Source organism: Streptomyces sp. NBC_01775, from assembly GCF_035917675.1.
GTDB lineage: Bacteria > Actinomycetota > Actinomycetes > Streptomycetales > Streptomycetaceae > Streptomyces.
Genome location: NZ_CP109104.1, coordinates 7,759,141 through 7,778,022 on the forward strand (window position 1 = coordinate 7,759,141; position 18,882 = coordinate 7,778,022).

Consider the following 18,882-nt stretch of genomic DNA (forward strand, 5'->3'; position numbering starts at 1 on the left):
GTTCGTAGCCAGTGGTGCCCGGCGCGGTGGGGGTCGACGATGCGGTCGGCGGCCGACGTGCGACGACAGCAAGACCATCATGCCGGTCTGCTATCGCTGACCGGTCCTCGCCCGGCGAGGGTTCGTCCCGCTGACGTGGCGCCGAGAAAGTCCGCTCCTCCCGGTTGTCACAGGGCACTGTCACGAGAGCGACGCAAAGACGGGTTGCGGCAGTCCAGGGCAGAGACCAGCACTGTCCGCTGGATGCCTGGTACCTGCCGCAACCCCTCGCTCATGACTCGTCGTTGGTTCCGTTGTTGGTCCCGCTGCCCGAGAGCGCGATCGCGATCAGGTCGGCGACATCGGCCTCCCTGATGGTGTCGACCCGCTCCTGGCCGTCGCCCCCGCCGTCCGCGTCATCCGCGCCGTCCGCACCGGCTCCGCCGTCCTTGGCAGCCTGGCCGGGGTCGGCCAGTCGCAGCAGGGGTTCGATGAGTCCCGCCTCGCGCAGCCGCTCGACGGGGATGGAGCCGAGAGCGCGGCGGATCTCCTCCGCGTCCGTGTCACCGTCCCCCTTCCCCGCTCCGCCTGGGTGCGGCAGCTGGGGTTCCAGCTCCTCCCGCAGATAGCGGGCCAGCGCGGAGGGCGTCGGGTAGTCGAACACGAGAGTGGCGGGCAGGCGCAGCTCGGTCGCCGCCTTGAGCCGGTTGCGCAGTTCGACGGCGGTGAGCGAGTCGAAGCCCATGGCCATGAGCCCCTGGTCGGGGTCGACCGCGTCGGGCGAGCCGTGCCCCAGCACCGAGCCGATCTGGGAGCGCACGAACTCCAGCAGGACAACGTCCCGTTCTGCCTCGCCGTGGTCCTTGAGCCGGCCGAGCAGGGACTGCCGCAGCCCGCCGGCCCCGCCGCCCCGGAGAGTCCCGCCCATCGACGGCGCCGGAGTCCGTACGAGCCCGCGCAGCACCGGCGGCAACAGCCCTTCTCCCGCCAGCGCGCGCAGGGCGGGCAGCCGCAGCCGGACCGGAACCAGCGTCGCGCGGCCGGGCAGCCGGAGCGCGGCGTCCAGGAGGGACAGGCACTCCTCGGACGGCAGCGGAGCCAGCCCGTTACGCGCCATCCGCCGCTCATCGGCGCCGGTCAACGTCGCGGCCATCCCGTCCGCCGACTGCTCCCACGGGCCCCAGGCCAGCGAGAGCGCGGGCAGCCCTTGGGCCTGGCGGTGGTGGGCGAGGGCGTCGAGGAAGGTGTTGGCGGCGGCGTAGTTGGCCTGCCCCGGCCCGCCGAGCGTGCCCGCTGCGGAGGAGAACAGCACGAACGCCGCCAGGTCCGCCTTCGCCGTCAGCGCGTGCAGATTCCACGCGGCGTCGGCCTTCGGGCGCAGCACGCTCCGCAACTGTTCGGACGTCAGCGACCCCACCGTGGCATCGTCCAGGACGCCTGCGGTGTGGAAGACGCCGGTCAGCGGGTGCGCCGCGGGTACGTCGGCGAGCAGCGCGCCCAGCGCCTCCGCGTCCGCCACGTCACAGGCCGCCATCCGCACCTCGGCGCCCGCCGTGGCCAGTTCGGCGCGCAGCTCCTCCGCGCCTTCGGCCGCGGCCCCGCTGCGGCTGGCCAGCACCAGATGGCGCACGCCGTGCGCCGCCACGAGGTGCCGCGCCACGAGACGGCCCAGCGCACCCGTGCCGCCGGTGACCAGCACGGTTCCGGCCGGATCGAGGGGGTCGATGGAATCGCGGTAGGAGGAGCTGTGCCCATCGCCGTCCGTCGCTTCGGCTTCGGCTCCGCCACCGGCCCCGGCCCCGGCTCCGCCACTGGTCCCGCCATCGGTACCGGCGCCCGCTGCCGGGGCGAGCCGGGGCACGTGCACCACCCCGTCCCTGAGCGCCACCTGCGGTTCGCCGCAGTTCAGCGCGGTCGGGAGCGCGGCTCGGGAGGCGGGCAGCCCGTCGGTGTCGACCAGCGTGAAGCGCCCCGGGTTCTCGCTCTGCGCGGAGCGCAGCAGCCCCCAGACGGCAGCCGAGGCCAGCGACGGCACCTCCTCCCCGCGCTCGGCGGCGACGGCACCCTCGGTGACGATCGCGAGCCGTGCCTCCACGAACTGCTCGTCCGCGAGCCACTGTTGAAGGAGTGTCAGGTACGTGTGGACGACGCCGTAGGTGTCGGGCTCGGTGGGCAGCAGGTCGTGCGGGGCCCGTTCGGATTGCGGGGTCTGCGGCTGCTCGCCCGGCCGGTGCCCGACGACCACCGTGCCGGGGACGGGCTCGCCGTCCTCCTCCAGTGCACGGGCCAACGCCATGAGGTCGGCGTACGCCGCCGCTGCCCCGTCCACGGCGGGGCCCTCGCCCAGGAGGACGAGACGGCCCCCGTCCTCCTGGGCGGGCTCGGCGACGGGCACCCAGTTCAGCTCGTACAGCGTGTTACGGCGTCCGCCCAGGCCCGCGCGCAGCTGCTCGGGCCGCATCTCCCGCACCACCAGCGTGCCGCTCAGTACCGGCTCACCCTCGGGGTCCGTGAGGACCACCGAGGCCGCGCCGTCCGGCGTACGCCGCAGGTGCGCCCGCAACGCGGTGACCGCGCCGGCCCCGGCCCCGGCCGTGTGCGCGGTGACCTCCGTCCACTCGTACGGAACTCGCACCGCGCCATCCTCGCGCGCGGTCGGATGCTCGGGGGTGGGGTGGCTTGAGGTGAGGAGGGTGAGGGGGTGGAGGGCGGCGTCGAGGAGTGCGGGGTGGATGACGTGGGCGGGGGTGAGGGCGTCGGATGTGGCGGTGTTGGACGTGAGGGCTTCGGGGAGGGCGATGTCGGCGTAGATGTTGTCGCCGTCGCGCCAGGCGGCCGTGAGCCCTCGGAAGGCCGGACCGTAGTCGAGACCGTCCGCCGCGAACTGCTCGTAGAGCGCCTCGGGTTCCACCGGGTCCGCCCCGGTGGGGGGCCAGTTCGAGGGCGTGGCGACAGGCGTCGCCGCTCGGTCGGACGCCGTGACGAGGGTCCCCTGCGCGTGGCGGGTCCACGGCAGATCGTCCTCGTCCCCGGGTGCGGGGTCCGGGCGGGAGTGAACCGCGAGCGTCCGTGCACCGTCCTCCTCCACCGCCGCAGGCCCGAGGTGCACCTGCACCTGGACGGCGCCCTGCTCGGGAAGCGCGAGCGGCGCGTGCAGCGTCAGCTCCCGCACATGAGCGCTGCCGGTGTGCGCGGCGGCGTGGAGGGCGAGGTCGAGAAGGGCGGCACCGGGGAGCAGCGGCGTGCCGTACACGGCGTGGTCGGCCAGCCAGGGGTGTGCGGCCAGAGAGAGGCTGCCGGTGAACAGGTGGCTCCCGTCCGGGAGTTGGGTGCCCGCGCCGAGCAGCGGGTGCCCCGAGGCTTGGAGTCCGGCAGACGCCACCCCCGAAGTCGGCCGGGGGCTGTGGAGCCAGTAGGGCTGGTGTTGGAAGGGGTAGGTGGGGAGGTTGGGTGTGGTGGTTGGGGTTGGGTCTTGGGTGGTGGTCCAGGTTGTGGGTGTGTGTCCGTGGGTGTGGAGGGTGGTGAGGGTGTGGGTGAGGGTGGTGGGTTCGGGTTGGTGGGGGTGGAGGGTTGGGAGGAGGGTGGGTGGGTTGGGTGTGGTGTCGAGGTTGTGGTGGTTGAGGGTGGTGAGGGTGGTGTCGGGTCCGAGTTCGAGGTGGGTGGTGACGTGGTGGGTGTGGAGGGTGGTGGTGGTGTCGGCCCAGCGGACGGGTTGGCGGATGTGCTGGGTCCAGTAGTCGGGGTCGCGTAGTTGGGTTGTGGTGGCGAGGTCGCCGGTGGTGTTGGAGATGATGGGGGTGTGGGGTTCGTGGTAGGTCAGTTGTGCTGCGGTGCGGTGGAATTCTTCGAGTGCGGGTTGCATGAGGTGGGAGTGGAAGGCGTGGCTGACGTGGAGTCGTTTGGTTTTGTGTCCGCGTTCGGTCCAGAGGGTGGCGAGCTCTTGGATGGCTTGTTCGTCTCCGGAGATGACGGTGGAGGTGGGGGCGTTGACGGCGGCGAGTGATACGCGTTGTGGGTCGAGGGTTTCGAGGACGTCTTTTTCGGTGGCGTGGAGGGTGAGCATGGCTCCGCCGGGTGGGAGGTTTTGGAGGAGTCGTGCGCGGGTGGCGACGAGGGTGGTGGCGTCGGTGAGGGTGAGGATGCCGGCTGCGTGGGCTGCGGTGAGTTCGCCGATGGAGTGTCCGGCCAGGTAGTGGGGTTTGATGCCGTGGTGGAGGTAGAGGTGGTGGAGGGCGGTGCCGAGGGCGAAGAGTGCGGGTTGGGTGTACTGGGTCTGGTGCAGCAGTGGCGCCAGGGCGTCGTCTTCGGGGGCGAACATGATGTCGCGGAGGGGGTGTTGGAGGTGGGGGTCGAAGTGGGCGCACACCTCGTCCAGTGCGTGGGCGAAGGCGGGGTGGGTGTTGTAGAGCCCGGCGCCCATTCCGGCGCGTTGTGAGCCCTGCCCCGCGAACACGAACGCGATCTTCCCCGCTTCCGATGCGACACCCTGCACTACGGCAGGGGACTCCTCACCCCGCGCCAGGGAGTGAAGCGCGGCGAGTGCCTCGTCGTACCCGTCCGCCACGACGCCTGCACGGTGTGCGTGCTGCGTACGGGTGGTGGCAAGGGCCCGCCCGATCTCCGCGATCCGGGCCTCGGGCCGTTCGTTGAGGAACGTGGCGAGTTGGGCGGCCTGTCCCCTCAGCGCGTCCTGGTTCTTGGCGGACAGGAGCAGGGGGAGGTTGGGGGTTTCGGGGTGTTCCTCGACGGGTGTGTCCTGGGCGGCTTCCAGGATGACGTGGGCGTTGGTGCCGCTGATGCCGAAGGACGAGACAGCGGCGCGGCGGGGCTGTTCTTTCTCGGGCCAGGGTTGGTTCTGGGTCAGGAGGCTGACGGCGCCGCTGCTCCAGTCCACGTGTGGTGAGGGTTCGTCCGCGTGGAGCGTGCGCGGGAGTTCACCGTGGCGGAGGGCCTGGACCATTTTGATGACGCCCGCGACGCCGGCTGCTGCTTGGGTGTGGCCGAGGTTGGATTTGATGGAGCCGAGCCACAATGGACGCTCCTCGGGCCGTTCTTGGCCGTAGGTGGCGAGGAGTGCTTGGGCTTCGATGGGGTCGCCGAGGGTGGTGCCGGTGCCGTGCGCTTCCACGGCGTCGATGTCGGCGGGGGTGAGCTCGGCGGCGGCGAGTGCGGTGTGGATGACGCGTTGTTGTGAGGGTCCGTTGGGTGCGGTGAGTCCGTTGCTGGCGCCGTCCTGGTTGATGGCGGAGCCGCGGAGGACGGCGAGTACTGGGTGGCCCTTCGCCTGGGCGTCCGAGAGGCGTTCGACGAGTAGTAGGCCGACGCCTTCTGAGAATCCGGTGCCGTCAGCTGCTGCGGCGAAGGATTTGCAGCGGCCGTCCTCCGAGAGGCCCCGCTGTCGGCTGAATTCGATGAAGGTTGTTGGTGTGGCCATGACGGTGGCGCCGCCCGCGAGAGCCATGTCGCATTCGCCGCCGCGTAGTGCTTGGGCGGCCATGTGCAGGGCGACCAGTGACGACGAGCAGGCGGTGTCGACCGTGACTGCCGGTCCTTCGAAGCCGAATGTGTACGACACCCGTCCGGAGACGACGCCTCCGCTGCTGCCGTTGCCGATGTATCCCTCGAATTCCTGGGGGATGTGGTGGCTGAGTCGTCCGCCGTAGTCGTTGTACATGATTCCGGTGTAGACGCCGGTGCGGCTGCCGCGTAGTGAGGAGGGCAGGATCCCGGCGTTCTCGAGGGCTTCCCAGGTGGTCTCCAGCAGGAGTCGTTGTTGGGGGTCGGTGGCGAGGGCTTCGCGGGGGCTCATGCCGAAGAAGTCGGGGTCGAAGTGGTGGGCGTTATGGAGGAAGCCGCCGCGTCGGGTGTAGCTGGTTCCGGGGTGCTCGGGGTCGGGGTCGTACAGGGTGGCGAGGTCCCAGCCGCGTTCTTCGGGGAAGCCGCCGATGCCCTCGCGTCCTTCCGACACCAGTCGCCACAGGTCGTCCGGCGAGGTGATCCCGCCCGGATAGCGGCAGGCCATACCGACGATCGCGATCGGCTCATCGGTGCTCGTGGCCCTCGGGGTGAGGGCCACCTTCCGTGGGGCGATCGTGCCCGTGAGCTGGGTGAGGAGGTGCTGGGCCAGGGCGGTCGGGGTCGGGTGGTCGAAGACGAGGGTGGCGGTCAGTCGCAGCCCCGTTGCCGTGTTGAGGCGGTTGCGGAGTTCGACCGCCGTCAACGAGTCGAAACCCAAGTCCTGGAATGCCTGGTCAGCGGCAACATTTCGGGCCTCCGCGTGTCCGAGCACCGCAGCGGTGTGACTGCGCACCAGCTCCAGCACGGTGCTTTCCCGTTCCGCCTCGTCCATACCCGAGAGACGCTGTGCCCAGCCGCCCGCTCCTTGCCCCGCGCCGCCGCCCGCCGCCCGGCGGACCGGCACGCGCACCAGCTCGCGCAGCACAGGGGGCAGCGTCCCGGACTCCGCCTGCGCACGCAGCGACGGGGCATGGAAACCCGCTCCGACCGCCGTCGGAGCGGCGCACACCATCGCTTCGTCCAGGGCGCGCAGCGCGTCCCGTGTGGCGAGAGGCGTCAGCCCGCCACGGGTCATACGGGAGATCTCGCTGCCGTCGAGACTGCCGGTGAGGCCGCTGCCCTGCTCCCACAGCCCCCACGCGACGGAGGTAGCGGGGAGCCCCTGGGCCCGACGTTGGTGGGCGAGTGCGTCGAGGAACGCGTTGGCGGCGGCGTAGTTGGCCTGCCCCGGGCTGCCCAGCGTCCCGGCGGCGGAGGAGTAGAGGACGAACGCGTCCAGGTCGGCGTCTGCCGTCAGCTCGTGGAGGTTCCAGGCGGCGTCGACCTTGGGTTGGAGGACGGTGGTGAGTTGTTCGGGGGTGAGGGAGGTGAGTGTGGCGTCGTCCAGTACTCCGGCGGTGTGGATGACGGCGGTCAGCGGGTGCTGGTCCGGGATCGACGCGACGAGGGCGGCGAGGGCGTCCCGGTCGGCGGCGTCGCAGGCCGCGAGGGTTACGTGGGCCCCCAGGGCGGTGAGTTCGGTTTCGAGTTCGCGGGCGCCGGGTGCGTCGGGTCCGCGTCGGCTGGTCAGCAGCAGGTGACGCGCTCCGTGCTCCGTCACCAGGTGGCGGGCGGTGAGCCCGCCGAGGGTCCCGGTCCCGCCCGTCACGAGGACGGTTCCCGCGAGCGCGAGCGCGGGCGCGGGCGCGAATCCGGCCTCGTCCGCGGCCGGGCGGCCGGTCGCCCTGGTCACACGCGGCACGCAGGCGCGTCCCGCACGGACGGCCAGTTGCGGCTCGCCCGATGCGACGAGGGCGGGCAGCGCGGCGAACGAGGCCTCCGTGCCGTCGACATCGATCAGCTGGATACGCCCGGGGTGCTCCGACTGCGCGCTGCGGACCAGTCCCCACACGGCCGACGCGGGCAGATCGAGCGGCGACTCCTCGGGCGCGGCGGCGACAGCGCCCCGCGTCAGCAGGACGAGGCGCGCCGGCTCGGTCGCCATGCCGGGGTCTGTGGCGATGCCGGGGTCTGCCGCTTCCTCGGGGTCTGCCGCCAGGCCGGAAGCCGCCTCGCGGGTGGCTGCCTCGCCGGTGGCTGCCTCGCCGGTGGCCGCCTCGCTGGGGACGGGGATCTCGTCGTGCGCGAGCCAGTCCTGTACGAGGCGCAGCGCGTGCTCGGTCAGGGCATGTGTCGCGTCGGCGGCGTGGTCGCTCGGCGCCCGTTCCGCTTGGGTCGTCTGTTCCGCGCCTTCCACCTGTTCCGTCAGCGCCCGGAGTCCGTCCGTCGAGGTGTCGCCGGGGGCCTCGAGCAGCCGTGACACGCAGGGTGCGAGCACCGCTTCCGGCGCGGGGAGGGTGCCGTCGGCGAGCGCCTCATGGAGCGTGCCGACCTCGTCGTAAGCGGGCAGGACAGCGAGCCAGTCAGGCCCCGACACCGCGAGATCGTGCCCCAGGGCCGCCCATCGTGTGCCTCCGCTGTCGGACGACACCGGCTCGGGGCCGTCCGGCAGCGCGAACGGCCGCCAGGTGAGGTGGTGGAGCAGGCTGCGCGGGGCGGTGGCGTGCGCCAGCTGCTCGGGAGTCACCGGACGGGTGGTGAGGGAACCGACCGTGAGGACAGGGCTGCCCTCCGGGTCGCTGACCGCGAGAGCGAGAGTGCCCTCCTCTGTGACCGACAGCTGGGCGCGGAGCGTGGTGGCGCAGCCGCTGTGCAAGGTGACCTCGCCCCAGGAGAAGGGCAGCAGGACGCCGTCCGACAGGAGCCCGTCCGTACCGTTCGACAGGAGCCCGTCCGTGCCGTTCGCGAGGAACGCCGTGTGCAGCGCCGCGTCGAGGAGAGCGGGGTGGATGCCGTAGAGGGCGGTGTCGGTCCCGTCCGGCAGGCTGATCTCGGCGTACACCGTCCCGCCTTGCCGCCACGCCGCCCGCAGCCCCTGGAAGAGGGGACCGTAGACGAGGCCGTGGTCGGCCAGCTGGGCGTAGAGGTCGTCCGTGTCGAGCCGTTGTGCCTGCGGGGGCGGCCAGGCGGCCGGAGCGTGGGCGGGGACGGGAGCGGTGGTGCTGACGGTGGCCGGGGTGGCGGCCAGGGTCCCGGTCGCGTGCGCGGTCCATGGCAGCGCGTCGTCGCCGCCCGAGGTGTGGGGCCGGGAGCGCACGGTGAGCGCACGCCGCCCTTCCTCGTCGGCCGCACCGAGGACGACCTGGAGACGCAGAGCGCCATGCTCGGGCAGGACGAACGGCGCCTCCAACGTCAGCTCCTCCAGACGCCCGCACCCCGACTGCGCGCCCACATGCAGCGCGAGATCCGCGAAGGCGGCCCCGGGCAGCAACGCCGCCTCGTGCACGACGTGCTCACTCAGCCACGGGTGCGTGGCGAGGGAGAGGCTGCCCGTGAACAGGGCGCTCCCGTCCGGAAGTTCGGCGACCGCTGAGAGCAACGGATGCCCTGCGGGGTCCAGCCCGGCAGCGGCAACATCCTGGGCGCTGGGCGCCGTCAGCCAGTAGGGCTGGTGTTGGAAGGGGTAGGTGGGGAGGTCGGGTGTGAGGTCGAGCGTGAGGGGGGTGTCTTGGGTGGTGGTCCAGGTGGTGGGGGTGTGTCCGTGGGTGTGGGCTTGGGTGAGGGTGGTGAGCAGGCGGGTGGGGGTGGCGTCGTTGCGTCGGAGTGTGCCGAGGACGGTGGTGTGGGGGTTGGTGTCTTGGGTGGGGGTGGTGAGGACGGGGTGGGGGCTGGTTTCGATGTAGGTGTGGTGGCCGTCCTCGTGGAGGAGGCGGAGGGTTTGTTCGAGGAGGACGGGGTGGCGCAGGTTGCGGTACCAGTAGTCGGCTGTCAGTTGGGTGGTGTCGAGTTGGGTGCCGGTGAGGGTGGAGTAGAAGGGGATCTGGGCGGGGCGGGGTGTGATCCCTTCCAGGAGTTGGGTGATGTGGTTGAGGTTTTCGATGTGGGGGGAGTGGCTGGCGTAGTCGACGTCGATGGTGCGGGCGCGGATGCCCTCGCTCTGGCAGGCGGCGACCATTTCGGCGAGCGCGCTGGCGTCGCCTGAAATCACGGTGCTTTCGGGCCCGTTGTGCGCGGCGACATACAGCCCCGGGTACGGAGTGAGCCGTGCGGCGGTCTTCTCGGCGCTCAAGGGAATCGAGGCCATGCCACCTGTCCCCGCGAGGGTGACCAGGGCTTGGCTGCGCAGGCAGACAACCCGCGCCGCGTCATCAAGGCTGAGCGCTCCGGCGATGTGCGCGGCGGCGATCTCCCCCTGTGAGTGTCCGATGACCGCGTCGGCCCGAATGCCGTGGGATTCCCACACCCGCGCCAGCGACACCATCAGCGCGAACAACGCGGGCTGGACCACATCCACCCGCTCGAACCCCGGTGCCCCGGCCCGCTCATACAGGACATCGAACAGGTCCCAGTCCACGTACGTGCTCAAGGCATCCGCGCACTGCCGCAAACTCGCGGCGAAGACCGGCGAGGAATCCAGCAGGCCGATGCCCATCCCGGCCCATTGCGAGCCCTGACCGGGAAAGACGAACACCGTCTTGCCCGGGTCGGGCGAGGCAACCCCCTCCACCAGCGCCGCATGCGGCAACCCCTGCGCCAGAGCACTGAGCGCCTCCAGCAGCTCGCCGCGCTCTTCACTCACCACCCCCGCCCGGTACGTGTGATGCGTGCGCGAGGCCGCCAACGCGCGTCCGATCTCGGCGACCTCGACCTCGGGCCGTTCGTTGAGGAACGCGGCCAGTTGGGCGGCTTGCCCCCTCAGCGCGTCCTGGTTCTTGGCGGACAGCAGCACCGGGACGACATCGACGGGGGCTCCACCAGCATCGTTCTGCTCGGGCGCGGGTGCCGCCTCCAGGATCACGTGGGCGTTGGTGCCGCTGATGCCGAAGGAGGAGACGGCGGCGCGGCCGGGCCGTTCGTCCTGGGGCCAGGGTTGGTTACGGGTCAGGAGGGTGACGGCGCCGCTGTCCCAGTCCACGTGCGGCGACGGCTCGTCCACGTGCAGCGTGCGCGGGAGTTCACCGTGCCGGAGGGCCTGGACCATCTTGATGACGCCCGCGACCCCGGCCGCCGCCTGGGTGTGCCCGAGGTTGGACTTGATCGAGCCCAGCCACAAGGGCTTTTCCGGGTCCCGTTCCTGGCCGTAGGTCGCCAGCAATGCCTGGGCCTCGATGGGATCGCCCAGCGTGGTGCCCGTCCCATGCGCTTCCACGGCGTCGACATCAGCGGCGCTGAGCCCCGCTCCGGCCAGGGCGTCGCGGATGACGCGCTGTTGTGAGGGTCCGTTGGGTGCGGTGAGTCCGTTGCTGGCGCCGTCCTGGTTGACGGCGGAACCGCGTACGACCGCGAGTACCGGGTGGCCCTTCGCCCGTGCGTCCGAGAGCCGTTCGACCAGCAGTAGGCCCACGCCCTCCGAGAAGCCCGCGCCGTCGGCCGTGGCGGCGAAGGACTTGCACCGGCCGTCCTCCGACAGCCCGCGCTGACGGCTGAACTCGACGAACAGCCCCGGGGTGGCCATCACCGTCACCCCGCCGGCGACGGCCATGTCGCACTCGCCGCCGCGTAGTGCCTGGGCGGCCATGTGCAGGGCGACCAGCGACGACGAGCACGCCGTGTCCACGCTCACGGCCGGGCCCTCGAACCCATAGGTGTAGGCGATACGGCCGCTGGCGACGCTGAAGGCGCTGCCGTTGCCGAGATAGCCCTCCAACTCCTCGGGCGCCCGCTGAATGCGTCCGCCGTAGTCGTTGTACATGATTCCGGTGTAGACGCCGGTGCGGCTGCCGCGTAGTGAGGAGGGAAGGATCCTGGCGTTTTCCAGGGCTTCCCAGGTGGTCTCCAGCAGGAGTCGTTGTTGGGGGTCGGTGGCGAGGGCTTCGCGGGGGCTCATGCCGAAGAAGTCGGGGTCGAAGTGGTGGGCGTTATGGAGGAAGCCGCCGCGTCGGGTGTAACTCGTACCGGAGTGCTCGGGGTCGGGGTCATACAGTGACTCGAGGTCCCAGCCCCGCCCCTCGGGGAAGCCGCCGATGCCCTCGCGTCCTTCTGACACCAGTCGCCACAGGTCGTCCGGCGAGGTGATCCCGCCGGGGTAGCGGCAGGCCATGCCGACGATCGCGATCGGCTCATCCGCGTACCCGCCCCCCGTACGAGGCACCACGCCGCGCACGGCCTTCTCGCCGCCCGCCAGCTGCTCGCGCAGATGCCGGGCCAGGGCTGCCGGGGTCGGGTGGTCGAAGACGAGGGTGGCGGTCAGTCGCAGCCCTGTCGCCGTGTTGAGGCGGTTGCGGAGTTCGACCGCCGTCAACGAGTCGAAACCCAGCCCCTGGAATGCCTGGTCGGACGCGACGCCCTGGGGATCGGCGTGCCCCAGCACCGTTGCCACCTGGCCGCGCACCAACTCCAGCAGGAGCTTCTCCTGCTGAGCCTCCGGCAGGCCCGCGAGCCGCTCCGGCCAGGAGCTCGCGCCCCCGCCCGCCGTGACGCGCCGAACAGGGGTGCGCACCACCCCGCGCAGCACCGGCGGCAGCGAACCCGCCTCGGCCTCGGCACGCAGCGCCTTGTTGTCGAACTTCGCCAGCACGACAGCGCTGTCTCCAAGATCGCTGCCCCCGGAGCCGAGAGTGCCGAGGGCGCCGTCGAACAGCGCCATGCCTTCCTCCGACGACAGCGGCAGAACGCCACCTCGCGCGAGACGTGTCTGCTCGCCGCCCTCCAGATGTGCGGTCAGCCCGCTGCTGTGCGCCCAGAGTCCCCAGGCGAGGGAGGTGGCGGGGAGTCCTTGGGTGTGGCGGTGGTGGGCGAGTGCGTCGAGGAAGGTGTTGGCGGCTGCGTAGTTGGCTTGTCCGGGGTTGCCGAGGGTGCCGGCGGCGGAGGAGTAGAGGACGAACGCGTCCAGGTCGGTGTCTGCCGTCAGTTGGTGGAGGTTCCAGGCGGCGTCGACCTTGGGTTGGAGGACGGTGGTGAGTTGTTCGGGGGTGAGGGAGGTGAGTGTGGCGTCGTCCAGTACTCCGGCGGTGTGGATGACGGCGGTCAGCGGGTGCTGGTCCGGGATCGACGCGACGAGGGCGGCGAGGGCGTCGCGGTCGGCGGCGTCGCAGGCGGCGAGGGTGACGTGGGCGCCGTGGGCGAGCAGTTCGGCTTCCAGCTCGCGGGCGCCGGGTGCGTCCGGTCCGCGTCGACTGGTCAGCAACAGGTGACGAACACCGTGCTCCGTCACCAGGTGGCGGGCGGCGAGGCCGCCGAGGGTGCCGGTGCCGCCCGTGATCAGTACGGTGCCGTCCGGGCTCAGCGCGGCCGGGGTGGCAGCAGCATCAGAGGGCGTGTCGGACGTGGTGGACGCGTCGGACGTGGCAGAGGTCGCGGACGGCGCCGGCGTCGAGGCCGGGAGAGCGACGCGCACCAAACGTGGAACGTAGGCGCTTCCCGCGCGCAGCGCGAGCTGCGGCTCGCCCGTGGCGACGGCGTCCGCCAGGGCCTCGCGCGAGGCGTCCGTGCCGTCGGTGTCCACGAGTTGGATGCGCCCGGGGTTCTCGGCCTGCGCGCTGCGGACCAGCCCCCACAGCGCGGCGGCCGACGGGTCCACCATCGGCTGGTCCGGCGTGGTCGCGACCGCACGCCGGGTCAGCAACACCAGCCGGGCCTCGGAAGCGGACGAGGAAACAGGCTGGGCAACGGACTCGGACTCGGAAGCGGACTCGGAAGCCGACCCGGGCGCGGCCTCGTTCTCCAGCGCCAGCCAGTCCTGGAGCAGCGCGAGCGCGTGCCGCGTCAGGGTGTGCGCCGCGCGGGCGGCGTCGCCGTCACCGGGTGAGTCCGCAGTCGCCGCCCCCTCGTTCGGGAACGAGGAGCACGGCACGAGCACCGTTCCGTACACGGCACCGCGCTCCACCATTGCGGCGCGCAGCTCCGCGAGGTCGGCATAGACGGCCGTCCCGCCGCCGTCCTCCTCACCGACGGCCTGACGGGACGCGGAGGCCGGGTGGGAAGAGGCCGGGTGCGAAGCGGAGGCGGAAGCCGCGCGGGACGTGGACGTGGTGAGCCTGTCGCCGCCACCGATCAGGGCCCAGTCGCTACCGATCACCGCCCAGTCGTCACCGATCACGGCCCGGTCGTCACCGATCACCGCCCGGTAGTCACCTCCGGCCGTGGGAGAGACGCCGCCGTGGCCGGGGGCCGTCATCGGCGCCCATTCGAGCCGGTAGCCCGCGCTGCGACGTCCGCGCCCGGAGCCCACGAGCTGCTCGACGCTGACCGGCCGCGTCACCAGCGCCTCGACGGAGGCCACGGGCGCACCCGCAGCGCCGCCCTCCCCGCCGTCCTCCGTAACGCCGCCGCTCGCGAGGTCGAGCGTCAGAGTGCCGGCAGAGGGGCGGGTCATCCGCAGCCGCAACGTCTCGGCGCCCGAGGCATGCAGCGTCACGCCGCGCCACTCGTACGGAAGCCGCAGCGCGTCGGCCTCCGCGTCCGACGCGCGACCGCCACCGGAGGTGCCCTCCGGGTCTCCGTCCGAGGTGCCCTCCCGGCCGGCCCCGGCGAGCGCTCCGGGGTGGAGGGCCGCGTCGAAGAGCGCCGGATGCAGAAGGAACCCGTCGCGATCCGCTTCCGCGCCCTCCGGTAGGCGGACGTCGGCGTACACGGTTCCGTCCGCCGCCCGCCAGGCCGTGCTCAGGCCCTGGAAGAGAGGACCGTAGGCATAGCCCAGGTCGGTGAGATGCGCGTACAGCTCGTCGACGTCGTACTCCTCGGCCTGCGGCGGAGGCCACACCCGCGCCCAGGACGCCGTACCCTCCAGCGCGCTCGACTCCGCCGGAGTGAGACGGCCCGTGGCGTGGGAGGTCCAACCGTCCCCGTCGGGCGCGTCCTCGTCCGCGCGCTCAGCCCGCGAACGGAAGTGAACCGCCCGGCCGCCCGCCTCATCCGGCGCCCCCACAGTGAGCTGGAGTTGCGTGCTACCGAGCGGCGGCAGGACGAGTGGCGCGTCCAGGGTCAGTTCCTCGACGCGCGCGCACCCCAACTCGCCGCCCGCGTGCAGCGCCAGCTCCACGAAGGCCGTGCCGGGCAGCAGCACCGTGCCCCCGCGCTCGCCGCCGACGGCGTGCTCCGCCAGCCAGGGATGCGTACGGAGAGACAGCCCCCCGGTGAAGAGGTGACTCCCGTCCGGCAACTCCGTCACGGCCCCCAGCAGCGCGTGACCGGTCGCACCGAGCCCCAGCGCCGAGGTGTCACTCGCCGCCGACGGCTCCGCGATCCAGAACCGTTGCGGCTGGAAGGGGTAGGTGGGGAGGTCGAGGTGGGGGTGGTTTGTGGTGTCTTGGGTGGTGGTCCAGGTGGTGGGGGTGTGTCCGTGGGTGTGGGCTTGGGTGAGGGTGGTGAGCAGGCGGGTGGGTGTGGCGTCGTTGCGTCGGAGTGTGCCGAGGACGGTGGTGTGGGGGTTGGTGTCTTGGATGGGGGTGGTGAGGACGGGGTGGGGGCTGGTTTCGATGTAGGTGTGGTGGCCGTCCTCGTTGAGGAGGCGGAGGGTTTGTTCGAGGAGGACGGGGTGGCGGAGGTTGCGGTACCAGTAGTCGGCGGTCAGTTGGGTGGTGTCGAGTCGGGTGCCGGTGAGGGTGGAGTAGAAGGGGATCTCGGCAGGACTGGGTGTGATCCCTTCCAGGAGTTGGGTGATGTGGTTGAGGTTTTCGATGTGGGGGGAGTGGCTGGCGTAGTCGACGTCGATGGTGCGGGCGCGGATGCCCTCGTTTTTGCAGGCGGCGACCATCTCCGTCAGTGCACCGGCGTCGCCTGAAATCACGGTGCTTTCGGGCCCGTTGTGCGCGGCGACATGCAGCCCTGGGTAGTCCGCCACCCGGGCGCTGGTCTCTTCCGCGCTCAGGGGAATCGAGGCCATGCCGCCGCTTCCCGTGAGGGTGACCAGGGCCTGACTGCGCAGGCACACGATCCGCGCGGCGTCATCCAGGCTGAGCGCTCCGGCGATGTGCGCGGCGGCGATCTCGCCCTGTGAGTGTCCGATGACCGCGTCGGCCCGAATGCCGTGGGATTCCCACACCCGCGCCAGCGAGACCATGAGCGCGAACAACGCGGGCTGGACCACATCCACCCGCTCGAACCCCGGTGCCCCGGCCCGCTCGTGCAGGACGTCGAACAGGTCCCAGTCCACGTACGCGCTCAAGGCATCCGCGCACTGCCGCAAACTCGCGGCGAAGACCGGCGAGGAATCCAGCAGACCAACGCCCATCCCGGCCCATTGCGAGCCCTGACCGGGAAAGACGAACACCGTCTTGCCCGGGTCGGGCGAGGCAGCCCCTTCCACCAGTCCCGCGACCGACTCTCCTCGCGCCAACGCATCGAGCGCGGCGAGCAGTTCCTCTCGTCCCTGGCTCACCACCCCCGCTCGGTAGGCGTGGTGGGTACGCGTGCTCGCCAACGCCCGCGCGGCCCCGGCGAGGTCCAGTTCGGGCCGCTCCTTCACGAAGGCGCTCAGCCGTACTGCCTGCTCCCGCAGCGCGCTCTCGCTCTTGCCCGACAACAGCCAGGGAACACCGGACTCCGCACCGGCCGGGCCTTCCTCCGTACCGGCCGCGTCGTCCTCCGCTGACGCATCGTCGTCCGCTGTCGCAGCGGCATCGCCCGGATCGCCCGGCACCGCCTCCAGGATCACGTGTGCGTTCGTCCCGCTGATCCCGAAGGCGGAGACGGCGCCGCGCCGGGGGCGGTCGCTCTCGGGCCAGGGCCGGGACTCGGTCAGCAGGGCGAGGGCGCCGCTGGACCAGTCCACATGCTGTGACGGCTCGTCCACGTGCAGCGTGGACGGCAGAACGCCGTGGCGCAGCGCGAGGACCATCTTGATGACGCCCGCGACACCGGCCGCGACCTGGGTGTGGCCGATGTTCGACTTGAGCGAGCCCAGCCACAGCGGGCGCTCGGCGGGCCGGTTGCGGCCGTAGGTGGCGAGTAGCGCCTGGGCCTCGATGGGGTCGCCGAGGCTGGTGCCGGTGCCGTGGGCCTCGACGGCGTCGATGCCGCTCTCGGGCAGCTCCGCGTTGGCGAGGGCGGCCCGGATGACGCGCTGCTGTGAGGGCCCGTTGGGCGCGGTGAGTCCGTTGCTGGCGCCGTCCTGGTTGACGGCCGAGCCGCGGATGACGGCCAGGACGCGGTGGCCCAGGCGGCGTGCGTCGGACAGGCGTTCAAGGACGAGCATGCCGACGCCCTCGCCCCAGGCCGTGCCGTCGGCGGACGCGGCGAAGGGCTTGCAGCGGCCGTCCGGCGCGAGGCCGCGCTGCCGGCTGAACTCCACGAAGACACCCGCGTGCGGCATGACCGTCGCGCCGCCCGCCAGCGCGGTGGCGCACTCGCCGCTACGCAGCGCCTGCACGGCCATGTGCACGGTGACCAGCGACGACGAGCAGGCCGTGTCCACGGTGACGGCCGGGCCCTCGAAGCCGAAGGTGTAGGCGATACGGCCGGAGGCGACGCTGCTGAGGTTGCCGGTCAGCAGATAGCCGTCCGTGGACTCGGGGCCGCCGCGCCGCAGCGACGCGTACTCCACGGCCGCCGCGCCCGTGAAGACGCCGGTGCTGCTGCCGTGCAGGTCGCCGGGGACGATGCCCGCGTGCTCCAGCGCCTGCCAGGAAGTCTCCAGCAGCAGCCGCTGCTGCGGGTCCATGGCTCGCGCCTCGCGGGGGCTGATGCCGAAGAAGTCGGCGTCGAACTCGTCGGCGTCGTGGAGGAAGTGCCCGCGTACCGCGTAGGTCTTGCCGTGCGCGTCCGGATCCGGGTCGTAGAGCCCCTCAACGTCCCAGCCCCGGTTTCCGGGGAAGGGGGAGTCCGTCGTACGGGACTCGGAGAGCAGGCGCCACAGATCGTCGGGCGAGCGCACGTCACCGGGGAAGCGGCAGCCCATTCCGACAATGGCGATCGGCTCGTGGCTCTTGGCCTCGAACTCGCCGATGCGCTTTTGGGCTTGGTGCAGGTCGGAGGTGACCCTCTTCAGGTATCCGCGGAGCTTGTCCTCGTTCATCGTCTGCCGTCGACCTCGGAATCCGTCGTCAGTAAGTCGTGGAGTGTCGTGGAGTACGGAAGTGAAGGTGGAACGTCACCAGGTGACCGGCAGCCGGTCCACACCGTGGATGGTGAAGCCCTCGCGGGTGCCGAACTCCGCTTCCTTGCCCGCCAGTTGGAGCCTGGGGAAGGCGCGGAAGAGCGCGGGTATGGCGATCTTCATCTCGGATCGCGCGAGGTTGTGGCCGATGCACTGGTGCAGGCCGTGCCCGAAGGCGATGTGGCTGTTGACGGGGCCTTCGGTGCGGAACGTCTCGGGGTCGTCGAACTGTTCGGGGTCGCGGTTGGCGGCCGAGAGGGAGACCGTGACGGTCTCGCCCGCGCTGATGCGCACCCCGCCCAGCTCCAGGTCCTCGGTCGCGGCCCGGCTCACGAACTGGGTCACCGACAGATGGCGCAGCAGCTCGTTGACCATGTCGTCGGACAGCTCCGCCCCCCGGGTGTCGTACGGGTCCGACAGGCCCAGGACCGCCACGCGCAGCGCCTCGTCGCTCAGCAGCAGGTAGATGGCCATCGCGATCATGTTGGCGGTGGTCTCGTGCCCGGCGATCAGCATCATCATCGCCAGTCCCGCCAGCTCCTCGTCGTTGAGGTCACCGTCGGTGATCAGCACGCTCAGCAGGTCGTCGGAGGGGCTGGCCCGGCGCAGGCGCACCAGGTCCGTCATGCGCGCGTTGGTGGCGCCGACGGCGGCGGCAGCGTCGACGGAGGGGCTGCCCCGGTCGAGGGTGGTGGCGCGCAGCCGCTGGATCTCGTCGGTGATCTCGTCGGTGGAGCCGAGCAGTTCGGAGATGACCTGCACGGGAATCGGCATCGCGAACTCGGCCATCAGATCGGCGGGAGAGCCGGCGCCTTCCAGGGCCTCCAGGGCCGAGATTCTCTCGGCCGTCGCCTGTTCGATGGCCGGCTCCAGCTTGCGCACGCGGCGCACCGTGAAGTGGCGGTTGAGCGGACCCCGGTAGCGGGTGTGCTCGGGGGCGTCCATGCCGATGAAGACGCCGGGCGGCGCCGCCGCCGGGGTGAGCGGCATCGGGATGGGGGAGGCCCGCAGTTCGTGGCGGGCACTGAGGGCCGGGTGGGTGAGGGCGTCGCGGGAGAGCGCGTAGCCGGTCACGAGCCAGCCGTCGCTTCCGCCGGGGTAGGCCATGCGGACGATCGGACGTTCGGCGCGCAGCGCGGCGAAGGCGGACGGCGGGTCGAACGGGCAACGGCGCGCGGTCGGAAAGCCGTCCACGCTGTGCGGCGTGCTGGTCATGTGTGTTCCTGCCTTTGTGGAGAGGGCGGGTAGGGGCTTGGGGGCTTAGGAGTTTCGGGGCTCAGCGGCGTAGGGGGAGTGGGCGAGGGCGGGGCGCT

Annotated in this window: 1 protein-coding gene and 1 pseudogene; both read right to left on the reverse strand. The window is 71.6% G+C overall.

The window, feature by feature from the left end; all coding sequences use genetic code 11:
* Window positions 1-271: 271 nt before the first annotated feature.
* Window positions 272-17,461, reverse strand: a pseudogene (locus tag OHB04_RS34440) (type I polyketide synthase); the annotation flags it as partial.
* Window positions 17,462-17,563: 102 nt separating this feature from the next.
* Complete coding sequence (locus OHB04_RS34445; RefSeq protein WP_326808984.1) at window positions 17,564-18,784, reverse strand: cytochrome P450; 1,221 nt, start codon at window positions 18,782-18,784, stop codon at window positions 17,564-17,566.
* Window positions 18,785-18,882 lie beyond the last annotated feature (98 nt).

Bases quoted from the DNA above. Each gene is read 5' to 3' on its own strand.
- OHB04_RS34445 (WP_326808984.1), bottom strand. From the start codon at position 18,784: ATGACCAGCACGCCGCACAGCGTGGACGGCTTTCCGACCGCGCGCCGT.